This window comes from Gilvimarinus polysaccharolyticus (assembly GCF_001187555.1).
In the GTDB taxonomy this organism is placed as follows: Bacteria; Pseudomonadota; Gammaproteobacteria; order Pseudomonadales; family Cellvibrionaceae; genus Gilvimarinus; species Gilvimarinus polysaccharolyticus.
The window spans coordinates 1,175,813-1,191,398 of record NZ_LFIJ01000002.1 but is presented as its reverse complement, the minus strand read 5'-3'; the positions used below and the strand labels follow the sequence as shown (position 1 = coordinate 1,191,398).

Below are 15,586 nucleotides of genomic sequence, written 5' to 3'. Positions count from 1 at the left end.
CGCGACCAACAAAGGCAGCAGTTTAACAGCCAGTGACCAACGGGAGAACGCCGCAACAGTAAATCTCTGGTAGCATACACCTGCGCGATTTAGCCGCACGTGAGCCCACAGGAAAAACCATATGAATGATAAGTTATTTACCAGCCTGCAATACCTTGTTCCCCAGCACGCCTTATCTCGGCTGGCTGGCAGGCTGGCAAGTTGCCACAATAAAACCATTAAAAATACATTTATTCAGTGGTTTATTAAACGCTATAACGTCGATATGTCACAGGCATTGAATGAAGACCCTGCCAGTTACGCATGTTTTAACGATTTTTTTACCCGCGCCTTAAAAGCCGATGCCCGCCCTATAGATACCGCAGACAACAGCGTGGTATGCCCCGCCGACGGCAGCATTAGCCAGCTGGGCAATATCGAGGACGGCCGTATATTTCAAGCCAAAGGGCAGCTTTACAGCGCCTGCGAGCTACTTGGCGGCGATGAAGCGCTCGCTTCAGAGTTTGCCGGCGGCAGCTTTGCCACCGTTTACTTATCACCTAAAGATTACCATCGCGTGCACATGCCATTGACAGGGCGCTTGCGGCAGATGATCGTTATTCCCGGTGACTTATTTTCTGTTAATAGCGCTACTGCCCGCGAAGTACCGCGGTTATTTGCTCGCAATGAGCGCGCCGTGTGTATTTTTGATACCGATGCAGGCCCCATGGCTGTAGTGTTGGTTGGCGCTATGATCGTAGCGGGCATCGAGACGGTGTGGGCCGGCGAGGTGGCTCCATTTAAACGACGAGTTGCCACCACTCACTACAACGTTAACTCAAGCAATCCCATTACACTGCTAAAGGGTGCTGAAATGGGCCGCTTTAAGCTAGGCTCCACGGCAATAGTGTTATTTGGCAAAGGTCACGTTGAATGGAGTGATAATTTTAGCGCAGAAACCATGACACGCATGGGCGAAGCGATGGGCAAGACGATAACTAGAAAGAATTAAGCAAATCCTCAAGACCCGTAATGGAGGCTAAAACTACAAGCCGAAAGCTTGGGGGCTAACGTTTAAAGCGCCCAAGCAAAGCCAGCAAACCTTTTTTCTCAGTGGCGAGTAGGTAGTTATCACGTATAGCGATAATATCCACATCAAAACTGCCGGGCTCTAAGTCGCGCGCTATCTCAACCTTTTGCACGTCCTCTAGCGATACCTTACCTGAATCAATCAATGATTGTTTGGTGCGATCATCAATCGCCAAGTCCAGCAATTTGGGGGTTTTTAATGGCTGCTTTAGCGCATCAATCACGATCATCACTTTGGGCTTTAAACGCCGGTCAAAGTTTTGCTCAACCACCACCCCAACTTCGCCAGTATTTAGCTCGACTAACGTACCCGTTGGGTATAGGCCAATTGCGCGAATAAACTCGACCACAAGATCTTCTTGAAACTGCACATTGCGCAGCTCGTAAAGCCGTGCAACCGCTTTAGACGGTGCAATAGGCACACTCGCCCCACGAGGCGTAATCACCGTATCGTAAAACGTTACAATACCGGCAATTTTTCCGAGCAATGGAATTTTATCACCCACCAAATGCTGCGGAAAACCGCTGCCGTTTAAACGTTCACAATGGGTGCGCACCACACTAACCACACGTGGCTCCATCCCCTCGGCACTTTTCAGTAGCGCAACACCAAGCTCGACAAAAGATTCATACTGCTCTTGCTCATCGGGACTGCGGTCACTCTTAATAATCAGTTCGTGTGGCAGCTTAGTTTTACCTACATCTTTAAGCAAAACCCCCATGGCCAGAATATCCAGCTCACGTTTTTCTAGCCCAATATGACGACCAAATAATATTGCCCAAACAGACGAGCGCAACGCATGGCTATAGGTATATTCATCCGCCTCCTGCACCCGTGACAACCAAGTAAAAGCATCGGGGTTGCGCAGTACGCTATCGACCATATCACTGGCTAAGCGTCGGGTTTCGGCTACTGGGATATCGTAGAATTTTTCAGCATCTAGTTGGGAAAGTACGTCTGCCACAGCCGAGTAGACTTTTTGATGTAAGTCTCGGGCTTTTTTAACCTCCCCCCCCAGCGGTTTAATATCAGGATGTAGATTGCGCCGAACTTTAATGGGCTTAACGGGCACATTTACTGGCGCGGTAGCAACATGGCGTGCCGATGAGCCCTTACCTCCACCTGTGACACCATCGTAACTTCGCAGCTTAGTAGCCACTGGGGAGCGGCCTTTAACCACATCGATATAAACATGATTGCACAGACTTTTGAGTCTTTTCAGCTCATCGATATCACGAATGTAAAAGCCTTGTAGTGGGAATGGCGTTTGCGTCCACGGACGATCCAACCCCGACACATACATGCCGATAGTTAGCTCGTTTACGCTTAACTTAACCTGTTTTATTCCCACGTTGCACCCTCACAGCCCATTTCGGGGCCTGCTGCTCACCATACACAAATCAAGCGGCGCCAAAGAATTGCTAGGACGCCGCTTGATTAACACCTAATAAACCACCGGTGCTCCTGACATGATACACATGACTGTTACCGATAACGCAGTGTACTCAATAATAACAAGTGGCGCCAGATGCAGCGTATTAAGCGTGATACTGTTGCGATAAATCGTGAACTGCTCGTATAAATGCACCTGCGTGCTCTGGATCCACCTCGGGAGTGATGCCGTGCCCCAAATTAAAGATATGACCGGGGCCTGAACCGTACGACTGCAATATCGCGCCCACCTCCGCACGAATTCGGTCGGGCTTAGCGTATAAGATCGTAGGGTCCATATTGCCCTGCAGCGCCACCTGTGAGCCCACCCGCGCACGCGCAGCGCCTATATCGGTCGTCCAATCCAGCCCCAGAGCATCAGCGCCTGTGTCGGCCATAGCTTCAAGCCACTGGCCGCCTCCTTTGGTAAACAAGATAACTGGCACGCGACGCCCTTCTCGCTCGCGGATCAGGCCTTTTACAATTTTATCCAAATAATTAAGCGAGAACTCTTGATAAGCGCTATGAGACAGCGCACCGCCCCATGTATCAAATATTTGCACAGCTTGCGCGCCCGCCTCAATTTGAGCGTTTAAATAAACGATCACCGACTCGGCGAGCGTATTGAGCAGCTGATGCATCAGTTCGGGCTGGTTATACAACATTTGCTTAGCGCGCCGAAAATCGCGGCTAGAGCCACCCTCAATCATGTAGGTTGCAAGCGTCCAAGGGCTGCCAGAAAAGCCAATTAACGGCACGCGGCCATTAAGCTCTCGACGAATCAGCTTCACCGCATCGGTGACATAAGGTAAGTCTTGCGCCGGATCAATCACCTGCAGAGCGTTAATATCCGCCTCAGTGCGTACCGGTTTTTTAAACTTGGGACCTTCGCCGACCTCAAAATAAAGCCCCAACCCCATGGCGTCGGGAATTGTCAGGATATCCGAGAACAAGATAGCAGCGTCTAGTGGGTAGCGTTCAAGCGGCTGCAGGGTAACCTCACAGGCCATCTCGGGATTACCACACAGCCCCATGAAATTACCGGCACGCTCACGGCTGGCACGGTACTCGGGCAAATAACGACCCGCCTGGCGCATCATCCATACTGGCGTTACATCGACGGGCTCGCGCAGCAGCGCACGCAAAAAACGATCGTTCTTAAGTTGGCTCATGATCTATTGGGTATCCACTGAGGCGTTTATCTTGGTATCTAGCAAGCAGTCTTGGACGAGGCCTCACTTCACTCATCCCGCTACATTCGGCCTAGGGATGATACCCCAATTACAAAAAAGCCGATCCAAAGACCGGCTTTTACACTTAAACGTTAAGGTAGTCCAGTATCCCTTCGGCTGCTTCACGCCCCTCCCAGATGGCGGTAACCACCAAATCAGAGCCTCGCACCATATCGCCACCGGCAAAAATCTTAGAGTTGCTGGTCTGAAACTTAAACGCTTGTTGCTCGGGTGCGACAATGCCTCCCCAGCTATTCACATCGACTTGCTGCTCTGCCAACCACTCAGGTGGACTGGGCCTAAAACCAAAAGCTACCAGTACCACATCGGCCGGTAAAATCTCTTCACTGCCGGCAATAGGTTCTGGGCGACGGCGACCGTTTTCATCGGGCTCACCCAACTGAGTCGTCACCACTTTTACGCCTTCAACTTTACCTTCGCCGACAATCGCTACCGGTTGGCGGTTGAATAAAAACTCAACCCCCTCTTCACGCGCGTTTAACACCTCGCGCTTAGAGCCGGGCATATTTTCTTCGTCGCGCCGATAGGCACAAAATACTGACTGAGCACCCTGACGAATCGAGGTGCGGTTACAATCCATCGCAGTATCACCGCCACCGAGCACAACTACGCGCTTACCGGTTACACTAATAAAGTCATCTGGGCTTTTTTCAAACCCTAGGTTACGATTAACGCTCGACACCAAGAACGGTAGCGCATCGTAAACACCCGGCAAATCTTCACCGGGGAACCCACCTTTCATGTAATTGTATGTGCCCATGCCCATAAATACAGCGTCATATTCCGCCATAAGCTCAGCAATGGTAATGTCGGTACCCACATTCGTATTAAGCCGAAACTCAATACCCATCTCAGTAAATACTTCACGGCGACGCGTCATCACCGATTTTTCTAATTTAAACTCGGGAATGCCAAACGTCAGCAAGCCACCGATTTCGGGATAGCGATCAAACACCACCGGCTTAACACCGTTGCGCACCAAAACATCGGCACAACCTAACCCGGCAGGGCCTGCGCCAATAACCGCAACTTTTTTATCGGTCCACTTCACCTGTGACATGTCTGGGCGCCAGCCCATAGCAAAGGCGGTATCCGTAATATATTTTTCGGCGTTGCCAATTGTTACCGCACCAAAATCATCATTGAGTGTGCAAGCACCCTCGCACAGACGATCTTGCGGGCACACCCGGCCACACACTTCGGGTAAGGTGTTGGTTTGGTGGCTGAGCTCGGCCGCCTCAAAAATATTACCCTCTGAGATTAACTTTAACCAATTAGGAATAAAGTTATGCACGGGGCACTTCCATTCACAGTAAGGGTTACCGCACTCTAGACAGCGGTGTGCTTGGCCCGCCACCTCGTATTTACTGTATGGCTCATAAATTTCAACAAACTGATTTTTACGAGTTTGAATCGCTTTTTTTGCCGGCTCTTGACGGCCCACATACAAAAACTGAAAATCATTACTTAAACGGTCGGCCATCATTAATGCCTCTAAACTGTTAAACCCTACGGGGTTATTCGCCGCGCGTCTTAACGCTTTCTAGCAGATGCCTTACGCTGGCAGCCTTGGGCTTTACTAACCAAAACTTGCCAACGTAATCTTCAAAGTTATCCAGGATTTTCTTACCCCAAGCGCTTCGGGTTTCCTGGACAAACTCTTCAATAACACTCCGCAGGTGGTGTCGATGTGCTTCTAGCTGCTCGGTATTAACGCGGTGAATTTCAACCAACTCGTTGTTGTAGCGATCAACAAACTGGTTGGCTTCATCCAGCACATAAGCAAAACCACCGGTCATACCCGCACCAAAGTTAACGCCGGTTTTACCTAGCACCGTCACAACACCGCCAGTCATATACTCACAGCAATGATCGCCAGCGCCCTCGACAACAACCTGAGCGCCCGAGTTGCGCACCGCAAACCGCTCGCCAGCAGTACCGGCGGCAAACAACTTACCCCCGGTAGCACCGTACAAACATGTGTTACCCATAATACTGGTAACGTTGGATGCAAACTCTGAGCCCGCAGGAGGACGAATAACAATCTTACCGCCCGCCATGCCTTTGCCCACGTAATCATTTGCATCGCCATCAAGATACAATTCAAGACCACCCGCATTCCAGACACCAAAGCTCTGCCCGGCAATACCGGTCAAATTAAGCTTAACGGGTTGCTTTGCCATTCCCTGATTGCCATAACGCTTGGCAATTTCGCCACTTAAACGCGCGCCAATCGAACGATCGCAGTTGGTCAAGTGAAACGCAAATTCACCACCGGTTTTAGCTTCAATGGTGGGCAAGACTTCCTTCACCATGGCCTCGGCCAGCTCGCCTTTATCAAACGGAGTATTACGCTCAACAGCGCACAGCTGAGGCTTTGTCTCTAAGAATTTATCGGTGTGAATAATCGGACTCAAATCCAGCTGTTGCTGCTTAGCTGTAGTACCTTCAATTAAGGCCAGTAAATCTACCCGACCAACTAGCTCAGCTAAGGTTTTAACGCCTAAGTCGGCCATCATTAAACGTACATCTTGGGCCACAAAGCGGAAAAAGTTTTTCGCCATTTCGACTGTGCCGATGTAATGCTCACTGCGCAGCGTTTCATTCTGGGTGGCAACACCTGTGGCACAATTATTTAAGTGACAAATACGTAAGTACTTGCAACCCAGCGCCACCATCGGTGCGGTACCAAAACCAAAGCTCTCGGCACCCAGCATAGCGGCTTTAATAACATCTAAGCCAGTTTTTAGACCGCCGTCTGTTTGCACACGCACCTTGTCGCGCAAATCGTTAGCACGCAAAGTTTGATGCGTTTCAGACAGGCCCAGCTCCCACGGCGATCCGGCATGATGAATGGATGTTAAAGGACTTGCAGCGGTGCCACCGTCGTAACCCGAAATAGTAATAAGATCGGCATAAGCTTTTGCCACACCTGCAGCAATGGTCCCCACGCCGGGGCGAGACACCAACTTAACCGATACCAGCGCATCGGGGTTGACCTGTTTTAAGTCATAAATAAGTTGGGCTAAATCTTCAATCGAATAAATATCGTGATGCGGTGGCGGTGAAATTAACGTCACACCCGGTACCGAGTAACGCAACCGAGCAATCAGTGCATTTACTTTACCACCTGGCAACTGACCGCCCTCACCAGGCTTAGCGCCCTGTGCAACTTTAATTTGCAGCACTTCGGCGTTCACCAAATAATGCGGCGTAACGCCAAAACGGCCCGAGGCAATCTGCTTAATCTTAGACACTTTATTAGTGCCGTAGCGAACAGGGTCTTCACCGCCCTCACCACTATTAGAACGACCGCCCAACGAGTTCATCGCTTCGGCTAACGCCTCGTGCGCCTCGGGCGATAGCGCCCCCAACGACATGCCGGCCGAATCGAAGCGCTTGATAATACTCTCGATAGGCTCAACATCATCCAGCGCAACTGGCTTATTAATATCGTTACGCACTTTTATTAAGTCACGCAATGTGGCGACAGGACGATTATTAACAAGCTCAGAATATTTTTGCCACAGTTTCCAATCGCCCGACTGTACGGCTTGTTGCAGGGCTTGCACCACGTCGGGGTTAAACGCGTGATACTCCTGACCGTGAACGTACTTAAGCAACCCGCCCTGAGAAATTGGCTTGCGATCTAACCAAGCACTTTTTGCTAAGGCTTTTTGATCGTTTTCTATATCTTCAAAGCGCGCGCCTTTGATTCGCGATGGCGTACCAACAAAGCAAGTATCGATAACTTCTTCGGCCAAGCCTACAGATTCAAAAAGTTGCGCACCGCGATACGACGCAACCGTAGAAATTCCCATTTTAGAAAGAATTTTTAGCAAGCCTTTGTCGATGCCTTTACGGTAATTTTTATACGCGTAATCGATATCGGTTAACAGCTCTCCTTTGCTTAGCAAATCGTTTAACACGTAGTAGCTTAAATACGGATACACCGCCGTCGCGCCGTAGCTAATTAACGCGGCAACTTGGTGCGAGTCACGTGCAGTGCCGGTCTCGACAATGATATTAGAGTCGCAGCGCAAACCATTTTTAATTAGGTAATGATGCACCGCTCCGGTTGCCATCAATGCCGGTATCGGCAACTGACCTTGACTGAGCTTGATATCACTCAGCACCACCAACACGGTGCCCGCTCGCACAGCCTGGGCCACTTGCTCACAGACATCATTAATAGCCTGCTGCAACCCCTTCGCTTGCGGATCGTACGCCAGCGAGAAAGTGCTAGACTTATAATCACTGCGATTCAAATTCGTCAGCGACCGAAACTTAGCCGGAGACAATACCGGCGAGGCAAGAATTACACGGTTGGCATGCGCGGCGGTTTCTTCGTACACCGATAATTCACGCCCCACGCAAGTCTCAAGCGACATAACGATTGTTTCACGCAGCGGATCGATTGGTGGATTGGTTACCTGCGCAAACTGCTGCCTAAAATAATCATAGATCGAACGTTGTTTACTAGACAATACCGCCATTGGTGTGTCGTCGCCCATCGAACCTACGGCTTCTTGACCGCCTTCGGCGAGCGGACGCAACACTTGGTCACGCTCCTCAAAACTCACCTGGTACATTTTCATAAACGCCTTCATATTGGCGTCAGATAGCTCGCTCTCAGCCACATCGGCCTCAAGTGTCGACTCGATACGCACAGCACTTTCTCTTAACCAGCGTTTGTAAGGCTGAGTCTTTTTAAGCTGAGCATCAACGTCTTGCGTATGGAACAACTCGCCGGTCAAGGTATCTACCGACAAAATTTGGCCCGGCCCTAAGCGACCTTTAGCCACCACGTCCTCAGGTTTATAGCCGTACACACCAACTTCCGAAGCCACGGTAATCATATCGTCTTTAGTAATTACCCAGCGTGAAGGCCGCAAACCATTTCGATCGAGCGTACAAACCGCGTAGCGGCCATCGGTAATTACCAGCCCCGCTGGACCATCCCAAGGCTCGACATGCATCGAGTTGTATTCGTAAAACGCCCGCAGATCTGGATCCATATGCTCGACATTTTGCCACGCAGGCGGCACCAACATACGCACAGCGCGGTGCAACTCCATACCGCCAACTAACAACACCTCGAGCATATTATCTAAGCTGGATGAGTCAGAGCCGGTACGATTGACCAGTGGCGCCACATCGGCAATATTAGGCAGCAACGGCGTCGAGAATTTATCCGTACGCGCCACAGACCAATTGCGATTGCCCATAACGGTATTAATTTCACCATTGTGCGCCAGCATCCGAAACGGCTGCGCTAGCGGCCACTGAGGGGTAGTGTTAGTAGAAAAGCGCTGGTGAAACACGCAAATAGCCGTTTCTAGACGCTCATCGGCCAAGTCGGTGAAAAACTGCGGTAAATCCACAGGCATCATCAAGCCTTTATAGGACAATACCGTGGTGCTTAGGCTCGCAATATAAAATGCCGGATCATTTTGTAAGGCAATTTCAGTATAGCGGCGTGCCATTAACAACTTAGCGCCCACCTCAGCATTGCTCAGGCCATCAGGACTATTGATAAACACATGATTAAAAACTGGCAGCGATGTCAGAGCGATTGGCCCTAGACAGCTCGGATCCACCGGCACGTCACGCCAACCGGCCACACTCAAACCTTGATCTGTAATTGCCTGGGTAAAAGCACTGCGCGCTGCATCAGCTTGAGTAGCATCTTGGCTTAGCATTACCGAGCCCACACCGTAAATATCTGTTAGCGGGGCAGTAAATGACTCGGCCGCTACCGCGCGCATAAAGGCGTCGGGCTTTTGCAGCAACAGGCCGCAACCGTCACCGGTCTTACCATCGGCGGCAATACCACCTCGGTGAGTCATACACGTCAGAGCTTCGATCGCCGTCTCGAGCAAGCGATGGCTAGTCTTACCTTTTAAGTGGGCAATAAGACCGAAACCACAGTTGTCTTTAAATTCATCTAACCGGTACAGGCCAGTGGTCATAGTCGCCTCTCAATATCAGTAACTGTAACAGCGACTGACATGCCAAAAACACACATAAACAGTACGCCGACAAAAAAGCCCCTACGCAAGAGGGGCTTTTTTTTATTTGGGCGAAGGATACTACTCGCCTAAAAACGACTAGGCAACTAAAAAATGACATATATGCGCCGCAACAGTCATTAGCAAAGCGCTAAAAAAAGACAGATCAATTATCAACGCAAGTGAGAATTTACTCGCAGAACCATCAACAATCGCCTGAAAACAAAAGAATTTTATGAAAATGTGCCATTATTCCTCTTTTTCGCCTAATTGGGCCTTTATCCTGCTCGCGATTTACGCTAATTTAGGCGATACAACTAAATATTAAGGGCCTTATTCTCTATAAAGCCCACGCTTAAGTGTGCAGCACCCCGTCATTGGCGGTATATGCGGCGCTGCAGCGGCCATAAAAACACAACGCCGGCAATCAGGAATTCAACATGCGGATAAAACAACTTGGGTCAACGACACTACAGTTAACCTCAGCGCTTGCCCTTTGCATGGGCCTTGCAGCCTGTGGTGGCGGCAGCAGCGGAACAGCTCTCGATAACGTCGGCGGTGGAGGCTCTGGTGGCGGCACCGGCAACACCGTTGCGCAAATAGGCAACGGCTCAGGCGACTCGTTTGTTGCCGGCGAAATTGGCACAGAGATTGGTGATAGCGCCCTCTCCGCTGGTGGCAGCGCGGTATTGACAGTGAATATCGTTGAGGCCGGCTCACTCATTATCGATAGCGCGCAAGTCACCTTCAACTCCCCCTGCATAGCGTCGGGCGAATCTCTAATCGAGCCGATAAACGGTTTAGACAACACCGACGATACCGCCAGCAATGTCGTTGCGACCAATAACGGCCAAGCAAACGTGCGCTACACAGCCAATGGCTGTATCGGCGAAGACAGCATTACAGCATCAACCACCTTTGGTGGTGGCCTTATTAGTGCCTCCACCAGTCTCAACATCGAAGCCGACACGGTAACAAGTATCTCTTTTACCGACGCATCGCCTAACTACATTGCATTAAAAGGTACCGGCGGTAACGAGATCTCAATCGTTCGCTTTAAAATACTCGGAACCACTGGAGCTGCGGTAAAAGGCGTTGGAGTAAACTTTCAGCTCAACACTACCGCCGGCGGCTTAAAACTAGTAAACGACAGCGATATCTCCGGCAGTGATGGCTACGTAAGCGCCACGGTACAATCGGGCACCGCCCCCACCAGCGTACGGATTACTGCCACTACGGACACTGGGGTAAGCAGCCAATCTAACGAACTTGTGGTGTCAACAGGCCTTCCTGAGCAAAAGGGAATAAGCATCGCAGCAACCGATCTTTACCCTGTCGCTTGGAACACCAATAATATCGAATCAGAAATTACGGTCGATTTATCCGATGCGTTTAGCAATCCCGTACCCAATAGAACCCCCGTTTACTTCACCTCTAAGGGAGGCACAATAGCACCCGTTTGCTTTACCGGCATTGTGATAAATAACGAAGGTGAAGAGGCTTTTGGTACCCCAGGCATGTGCTCAGTTACTTGGAGAAGCTCTGGCCAAATCTACGCCGAGGATCAAGTGACATTTGATGAGGACCTTTGGGCGTTTGTATGCCCCAATGGCGATATCGCAGGCGACGACAGCGACTGCCGCAATGGCCGTGTAATCATTATGGCCTCCACCCTAGGTAACGAATCATTTGTCGACTTAAACCAAAACGGCCTGTACGACCACGACACCGACCTTTTCTACACCGCCGATAGCCCAAATCGTGAAGCAGTCTGTCAATGGGCCACCCCCCTCTCTGGGGCAGCAAGTAGAACGTTCGGCTGTGACGATCTAGGCTCAGCCTATTTTGATCGAAACTTTGACGGACAGCGCGACGTTACCGAAGAGGTTATCTCGATCAACAATACCGGCACTGGCAACTACGAGCCCGGCAATGGTATCTATGATGGCAGCTTATGCCGTGAAGTAGACGCCCAGGCGGGCCTTTGCAGCCGCGACAGCGTGCTTATCAGAACCGACATGCGGTTGATTATGACAAGCTATGCACAATCGCCCTTCACCATGCCAGACGGACGCCTACCAGGCCAACCCAGCGGCAAAGTCAGCATGACAAATATCAAAACACAGTCCTTTACCATGATGCTGGCAGACACCAATGGTAATGGCCTTCCTAGCGGCACCAAAATTAGCACAGGGACAAATAATGACCTAATTACCGCCAGCGTTACCCCTGAAGCAGCTGGTGGCACAAATGAAGGTACCACAGTAACGCTAACCATTACGGTAAGCGACACAAAATCAACTTTTGGCTCAGCTTGGCTCAACGTAGAAATACCTAACTCTGACGCGACGGCCACTGCCACATATACCGTGGGAGCAGTAGAAGTAGAGTCTTTCGTTTACATCCCTTAAACCTAAAAAGGCACCAAAGAGTAATTCTTTGGTGCCTTTTTTACCTCACTCGTCATGCACTCTCTTCTAGCTCACCTTTATTAATTAGCTCGAATCTCTTGCTGCAACGACTCCACCTTTCTTGGCCATGGCCCAGCTTGTATTTGCGCAGCAGGTAAATTTAATACAGCCTGCTTTGCTTTAGCTATTGAATCGTATCGCCCTGCTAGCACAATGTACCAAGGCTTGCCCGAGCGCTGCGTTGCCATAATACGTAAATACGCTTTGTTTTCTTGCCGCTGCACATAAGCTTTAGCGGCATCTCGGTTAGACACACCCAGTATTTGCAATGAGTAAGCCGATGATGGCCACGATAAAATTTCTGCCTCATCATTGGCCCAAACTGGCGCCACAGGGGCTTTACTGCTTGAAGCTGCCCGTGTGGCTGAGCTTGCACCCAAACCGCTGCTATCCGTATTTTTAGCGCTTGCAAGTGGCGTTAAGACAGGAGCTTGCGCCACCGCGTCCGCCTGCCGCTCAACAACTGGCTTAGTTTCGACAGACAATATCTGGGGTACACTGGCGGCAGGCGGTTTTACTGCGGCACTACTGCGGACTGTCTCAAGCCTCTCTGGCGGCACAAGCACCTCATTGTCGCGGGGGGCAAGCGCTGCTGTCACGGGCTGGGGATTAACTGTAGGCGAAGCAACAGATGCCGGCCTTTGCGCAGGCGTAACGAGCCGTTTTGTCACTATCGCCGGAGTATCCGAATCATCACCTTGATACAAAAACACCAACCCCAACGCCGCCAATAGCCCCGCCACAGCAGTAATATGAATAACCGGCAAGCCGCCTTTGTGCACAGGTGCGCTAGCGGTATCCGCATCTTCAGCCCGATCTTGAATATCTATACGCGCCAAATTAAGCATTTTATCTACGTGGCCATCGGCCTCTTGCCACAGGGGCTTAACTTGCCGCTGGCTGAACAACGGCTGACCTAAAAAGCCTGCCGACTCCATTCGGTAATTTAACATGGTCGCGGCATCAGTGGCGGACATAACCGGAAACGCCATATCTTGCACTGCAACATCGGGCATCTGAAACTGATCTAACCGCGTCGCCAATTCTAACTCTGAAAACAACACAAAACTGAAAGGCCGATGATGACCATTCGGCACCTGCAACAAACTGACTAACGCCGCCAAAGTATCGTCAGCCAACAGTTGTGCATTATCTAGCACTACAGTAACGGCAAAAGCTTCATTAACGTTATTAATAATGGTGCGCAATTGCGCTAACAGCTCACCCATGGTCGATTCGGCAGACACTGGCAACGCTAAAAAGTCGGCCAACTGCAACAACAGCGTTTGGGCCGAACTGGCAACCGCCACATCCAATAAAATACATTCTTGAGTGGCAATTAACTGACTATAAAAGAATTTGGCAAAAGCTGTTTTCCCCGTCCCGCGCGGGCCACAGACAACCACAAAGCCCGCACTAAATTGGCTCGCGTGGGTAATCTGGTCGGCCAACTGCTCAAGCTCTGCGGTTATGTAAAAAGCCTGGCTGGCAAACGGGTCTTCATTAAGGCCAAAGCGTTCACAATAATCCGATATCATGCGGGTTCTCCTGCCCGCCTAACGGCAGGCACTAATGGTCTGACTGAGTAGACTTTTATCTATCTCAGAGGTGACAAACGCCTGCCCTAACTGCTGTACAAGCACCAGCCGCAAGCGTCCGTCTTGTACTTTTTTATCCACTGACATTAGCTCAATAAATTGCGCCTCAGTCATATCTTTAGGCGCCGCTACCGGCAAGTTAGCACGCTTAATAAGATCAACCGCCCGGGTTAAATCGGACTTATCAATCAGTCCCATACGCCAGGATAAATCCAGCGCCATTACCATACCCGCACCTACCGCTTCGCCATGCAACCAATTCCCATAACCTTGTGCGGTTTCAATAGCGTGACCAAAAGTATGACCAAGATTCAAGATGGCCCTAACGCCACCTTCGCGCTCATCTTGGGCTACGACTCGGGCTTTGTTATCACAAGAGCGCTCAATACAATACGTTAGCGCTTCGGCATCACCTGCCACTAGACGATCGATATTAGTCTCTAACCACACAAAGAAATCGTAATCACAAATAATGCCGTACTTTATAACCTCGGCCAAACCCGCCGATACCTCACGCGGCGGCAACGTTTGCAGCGCGGCGACATCGGCTAATACGGCCTGTGGCTGATAAAACGCGCCTATCATGTTTTTACCTAACGGGTGATTAACTCCCGTTTTCCCCCCCACCGATGAATCAACCATCGACAACAGCGTGGTTGGTATCTGGATAAAATTAACCCCTCGCTGATAACAGGCGGCAGCAAACCCAGCCATATCACCCACGACCCCACCACCTAAAGCAATGATGGTAACGGTTCGGCTAAAATGCTTTTGCAGCAAGGCATCAAAAATTTGATTGAGCGTCTCTAGGCTTTTATATTGCTCACCATCAGGTAGCACCACCGACTCAATCTCAAGCTTACTATCACTTAGCGCCTGCTTAAGCTTTGGCAAGTAAATCTTAGCCACGGTGGTGTTGGTTACGATGCAAACCTGCTTGCCGACGATATACTCCGCCAGCAATTCGGCGCGATCTATTAGCCCTGCAGCAACAAAAATAGGGTAGCTGCGCTCCCCAAGATTAACGGTTAAGGTCTTCATAATTGGCGTCTTTGATAATCCGGTGAATGATCTAATAAGAGCGTACTTTAGCACACAGATGTTGAGCTGGCAGGAGTTTGGCCGCAACCTAAATCTACCAAAAGGTGGGCTTAAGAGAATTAAAATCAGTAATTAAAGTAAGAGGAATAAGCTTGTAGGTAATAATTTTAACGAACGAACTGCGCAACCAAATACAGCGGCCTAGCTAAGGCAGTTGCGCCAAGATCTCGGCAACGGCCGCCTTAGGAGAAAAGCGATCGGTATTAAGGCTGACGTCGGCCACACCACGATACAATTCGTCGCGTGCGGCAAGAATTTCTATGATTTTTTCACGAGGATTCTCAACCTGCAGCAGTGGACGTTTTTTATCGCGCGAAGTTCGCTCCACCAACTGCTCGACCGAGGCGGTCAGATAGCACACTAATCCTTGCGCCATTAGTTCACAATTTTTCGGCTGAGTCACAATACCGCCACCGGTTGCGATCACGCAAGGAGGCTCGGCTATTAAATCTTGCAGTACACCTGTCTCACGCAACCGGAACCCTGCCTCACCTTCCATATCGAATATCCAAGGAATATCCGCACCGGTGCGGTTTTCAATCACACGGTCGGTATCATAAAAAGGGACATTCAACTCGGAGGCGAGAACTCTACCGATGGTCGACTTGCCGACCCCCATGGGGCCGACAAGAAATACGTGCCGATCTAGCAT

At 50.3% G+C, this 15,586-nt stretch carries 9 protein-coding genes; 2 read left to right on the top strand and 7 right to left on the bottom strand.

Features of this window, described 5'->3' with window-relative positions:
• Positions 1-121: 121 nt before the first annotated feature.
• Positions 122-991, top strand: coding sequence for an archaetidylserine decarboxylase (gene asd / locus GILYN3_RS13725; protein ID WP_049723521.1), 870 nt, complete (start codon positions 122-124; stop codon positions 989-991).
• A gap of 55 nt (positions 992-1,046) precedes the next feature.
• On the opposite strand, the gene GILYN3_RS13720 is transcribed toward asd, so the two are convergent.
• The 4 genes from GILYN3_RS13720 to gltB all read right to left on the bottom strand — a co-directional run bounded on the left by GILYN3_RS13720 (position 1,047) and on the right by gltB (position 9,725).
• On the bottom strand, positions 1,047-2,420 hold the full coding sequence (locus GILYN3_RS13720; protein ID WP_049723520.1) for an HD-GYP domain-containing protein: 1,374 nt from the start codon (positions 2,418-2,420) through the stop codon (positions 1,047-1,049).
• 187 nt (positions 2,421-2,607) lie between these two features.
• Entirely contained in the window at positions 2,608-3,672 is a 1,065-nt protein-coding gene (gene hemE, locus GILYN3_RS13715) for a uroporphyrinogen decarboxylase (RefSeq protein WP_049723519.1), read from the bottom strand.
• A gap of 145 nt (positions 3,673-3,817) precedes the next feature.
• Positions 3,818-5,236: an FAD-dependent oxidoreductase gene (locus GILYN3_RS13710; RefSeq protein ID WP_049723518.1), complete on the bottom strand. Its 1,419-nt coding sequence runs from the start codon at positions 5,234-5,236 to the stop codon at positions 3,818-3,820.
• A gap of 34 nt (positions 5,237-5,270) precedes the next feature.
• The gene (gene gltB / locus GILYN3_RS13705; protein ID WP_049723517.1) at positions 5,271-9,725 is read right to left on the bottom strand and encodes a glutamate synthase large subunit; all 4,455 of its coding nucleotides are present in this window, start codon (positions 9,723-9,725) and stop codon (positions 5,271-5,273) included.
• A gap of 479 nt (positions 9,726-10,204) precedes the next feature.
• On the opposite strand from gltB, the gene GILYN3_RS13700 reads away from it, so the two are divergent.
• Positions 10,205-12,175, top strand: coding sequence for a hypothetical protein (locus GILYN3_RS13700; RefSeq protein WP_049723516.1), 1,971 nt, complete (start codon positions 10,205-10,207; stop codon positions 12,173-12,175).
• Positions 12,176-12,255: 80 nt separating this feature from the next.
• Here GILYN3_RS13700 and GILYN3_RS13695 read toward each other — a convergent pair whose 3' ends face one another.
• From GILYN3_RS13695 to GILYN3_RS13685, 3 genes are all read right to left on the bottom strand, one after another.
• Positions 12,256-13,773 carry an SPOR domain-containing protein gene (locus GILYN3_RS13695; protein WP_049723515.1) on the bottom strand — a complete coding sequence of 506 codons (1,518 nt, stop codon included), beginning with the start codon at positions 13,771-13,773 and terminating at the stop codon, positions 12,256-12,258.
• 18 nt (positions 13,774-13,791) lie between these two features.
• Entirely contained in the window at positions 13,792-14,874 is a 1,083-nt protein-coding gene (gene aroB / locus GILYN3_RS13690) for a 3-dehydroquinate synthase (protein ID WP_049723514.1), read from the bottom strand.
• A 205-nt stretch (positions 14,875-15,079) separates the two neighbouring features.
• Positions 15,080-15,586, bottom strand: a complete 507-nt coding sequence (locus GILYN3_RS13685; RefSeq protein ID WP_084005448.1) for a shikimate kinase — start codon at positions 15,584-15,586, stop codon at positions 15,080-15,082.

Bases quoted from the DNA above. Each gene is read 5' to 3' on its own strand.
- asd (WP_049723521.1), top strand. From the start codon at position 122: ATGAATGATAAGTTATTTACCAGCCTGCAATACCTTGTTCCCCAGCAC.
- hemE (WP_049723519.1), bottom strand. From the start codon at position 3,672: ATGAGCCAACTTAAGAACGATCGTTTTTTGCGTGCGCTGCTGCGCGAG.
- GILYN3_RS13710 (WP_049723518.1), bottom strand. From the start codon at position 5,236: ATGGCCGACCGTTTAAGTAATGATTTTCAGTTTTTGTATGTGGGCCGT.
- gltB (WP_049723517.1), bottom strand. From the start codon at position 9,725: ATGACCACTGGCCTGTACCGGTTAGATGAATTTAAAGACAACTGTGGT.
- GILYN3_RS13700 (WP_049723516.1), top strand. From the start codon at position 10,205: ATGCGGATAAAACAACTTGGGTCAACGACACTACAGTTAACCTCAGCG.
- GILYN3_RS13695 (WP_049723515.1), bottom strand. From the start codon at position 13,773: ATGATATCGGATTATTGTGAACGCTTTGGCCTTAATGAAGACCCGTTT.
- aroB (WP_049723514.1), bottom strand. From the start codon at position 14,874: ATGAAGACCTTAACCGTTAATCTTGGGGAGCGCAGCTACCCTATTTTT.
- GILYN3_RS13685 (WP_084005448.1), bottom strand. From the start codon at position 15,586: ATGCTAGATCGGCACGTATTTCTTGTCGGCCCCATGGGGGTCGGCAAG.